At 39.6% G+C, this 2,839-nt stretch carries 3 protein-coding genes and 1 riboswitch; all 3 genes read left to right on the top strand.

Annotation, left to right across the window (positions count from 1 at the left end):
* On the top strand, nt 1-431 hold a 431-nt coding region (locus AAC037_RS23035), incomplete at its 5' end, for a response regulator (protein WP_339905930.1).
* A 78-nt stretch (nt 432-509) separates the two neighbouring features.
* Complete coding sequence (locus AAC037_RS23040; protein WP_339905932.1) at nt 510-1,817, top strand: hypothetical protein; 1,308 nt, start codon at nt 510-512, stop codon at nt 1,815-1,817.
* Between the two features lie 276 nt (nt 1,818-2,093).
* Nucleotides 2,094-2,195: riboswitch (SAM riboswitch) on the top strand.
* Between the two features lie 77 nt (nt 2,196-2,272).
* Nucleotides 2,273-2,839 (top strand): homocysteine S-methyltransferase family protein (locus AAC037_RS23045; RefSeq protein ID WP_339905934.1); only part of this gene is annotated, 567 nt, incomplete at its 3' end.

Consider the following 2,839-nt stretch of genomic DNA (forward strand, 5'->3'; position numbering starts at 1 on the left):
TGCAGGAAGAGTCCATGCGCAAGTCCAAAACAAAGGAAGTGGTAAAAGACGATCACCTTGGAGACAAAAGAATATTGGTGGCTGAAGACAACCTTGTAAACCAAGTTTTATTAAGAAAATACCTATCCAAATGGGGTGTGGGAGAAATAAAATTTGCTGATAATGGAAAGATAGCCTTGGATTGCTTTATCAAAAACGATTTCGATTTGGTACTACTCGATCTGCAAATGCCCGAAATGGATGGTTTTGAAGTGGCAAAAATTATTCGTAAACTTGATCTGGTTGAGAAAAGAAATGTTCCAATTATAGCCCTCACAGCCGCCTCTTTACTGGAAGTGAAGGATGAGCTTGAAGCTTCAGGTATGGACGATTACGTTTCCAAACCATTTACTCCTGAGAATTTATACGGCAAAATAATTAATTATCTCTGATATGGTATGGATTTTTATGGTTAAACGGTAACAAGATTCCCCAGCTAAAATTATATCTTTGCATCTTTAATTAGACCTATGAGATGGATTTTATACATACCCCTTTGGTTGGGAATAGCCTTTAATCTACATGCCCAAGGCGATGTTTCTGAGCGGTCTACCATTTATGTATTGGCCGGTACCTCGGGAGCAAATATCAGAGAATTCAACGAGATGCTTGCTGACAAAGGCATTTCAAACCTGAGAGGAGGATATACCACCCTGGGAGTAGGTTATCAATACAGATTGTCTGATTTTATATTGGGGTTTGAACTCTATCAAAATACCGGTGCAAATTCCTATTACAGAGATTATGTTATAGACAATAGGAGTACCCGGTTTTACATGAACGTTGGCTATGCGCTTACCCAGGAAAGTAACTTCCATCTTATCCATTATATGTCTTTAGGTGCAGGGTATGTAAATTTTGAAATGCTAAAAGATCAGAGAAATGTTGAAGATTTTAGCGCATTTTTACAGCAACCTGCACAGGGTTTTATTTTGAGGGAACGTAACATCCAAAAGGGTACGCAAAATTTTGGCGGCTTTTTAACTGAAATAGGTTTCCAGTTTGGATATGATTTTAGCCTTCCCGGGCTTGAAGAAACGGTTGGGATTTTGGGAAAGTTTGGCTATTCCTTTAGCCCTTTTGAAGGGGCTTGGGAAATGAACAACGTCACATTCGATAACCTACAAAGCGGAGCCTTTTTTCGGTTGGGCGCAGGTTTGTCAATGCCTGACAAAAACCTGTTTTTTCCTGATGCAGGAATTGGTGCCCATTTTTTTTATGGCTATAACTTTACAAAGCCCGACATGCTAAATGATTACTTGGCCAACAATGGCTTGATGCCTTTTAAAGACCAGCCAAATAATTTTGGCATGAAGATCATTGGAGGAAATCGAAGATGGTTGTATTCATTTGATGTTTTCAATATAGCCAATTCCGGAAGAGCCAGTGAAAATCAAGACCACACCTTAAACAGTGTGAGGTTATACGGTAACTATGGCTATCAGCTTTATAAAATGAGAAACCTTGAGCTTGGGGTGTTGGCAGGCTTGGGATATGGCAATGTACGATATACTCTTTCTAAGGATAACAAGCCGGATTTTCCTGCTTTATTTGAAGAACCGGATTACGATGGCTACTTGAAAAGCAGTGGCTTAATGGCAAAAACCGAGGTGATGGTGGCTTACGCCATCCCGGTCTTTAAAAAGATGTTTAGGGTGGTTTCCTCGGCCCATGCAGGATACGAACAGCCATTGAATAAGTACAAATTTGGGGATTTGAATATGAGCAGTTATATGGCCGGACCCTATTTTCAAATTGGTCTTGGAATTAGGCCCTAAAGGTTCCATCCTCCTGCTTGAGATTTTAAGTTTGATGGGAGGGAAGTACATTATATTTGAGCAGTTTATATTAAAGAATAATAGGAGTACATCCAAAATTTATTTGTTTCAAAAAGTCATGAGGCAAATTTGATTTCAGAAATTATAGTTATTGATTTCTCCTATTTGTTCAATTTGTCTGGTTGGATGCATTTGTTAAACCCTATATCTCTATAGGTTATTAAAGATTTTCACAAAAAAAAGAACTTATTTACTGAATTCATGTTACTTTTGAATCGCTTATCGAGAAAGACGGAGGGTAGGGCCCTATGATGTCTTAGCAACCTGAGTTGACAAGGTGCTAATTCCCGTTCCGGAAATGCCGGATAAAGATGAGCCGCAAAAGTTAGAAATATGCTCTAGTTTTACATCGGTTCATGCTCGTATAAGCTTTTTTATTTTAATATACGATTCACATGGCAAACAGAACCAACTTATTACTTCAACAATTACAAAAGCGCATTTTGATATTGGATGGTGCTATGGGTACCATGATTCAAAGGTATGGGCTTAAGGAGGAGGATTTTAGAAATCAAGAGCTTGCCACTGTCAAAAAATCATTAAAAGGTAACAATGACTTGCTATCTTTGACACGGCCGGACATCATCAAAGCTATACATAAGGCCTATTTTGAAGCGGGTGCAGACATTGTTGAAACCAATACTTTTAGCAGTACCACCATTGCTCAAGAAGACTATGGACTTGCTGAACTGGCTTATCAACTCAATTTTGAGTCTGCCAAGATCGCCCGAGAGGTGGCAGACGAATTCTCTGCCAACGAACCCGACAAACCAAGATTTGTCGCTGGAGCGATTGGGCCAACCAACAGAACTGCCTCCCTTTCTCCGGATGTAAATGACCCGGGATTTCGAGCTGTAAGCTTTGACCAATTGGTAAGTGCATACGCTGAGCAGGTAGAAGGCCTATTGGATGGAGGTGTAGACACTTTATTGGTAGAAACAGTATTTGATACCTTAAACGCT

The organism is uncultured Cyclobacterium sp. (assembly GCF_963976465.1).
Taxonomy (GTDB): domain Bacteria; phylum Bacteroidota; class Bacteroidia; order Cytophagales; family Cyclobacteriaceae; genus Cyclobacterium.

What these genes read in the sequence shown, in the direction of transcription:
- AAC037_RS23040 (WP_339905932.1), top strand. Translation starts at nt 510, where the DNA reads ATGAGATGGATTTTATACATACCCCTTTGGTTGGGAATAGCCTTTAAT.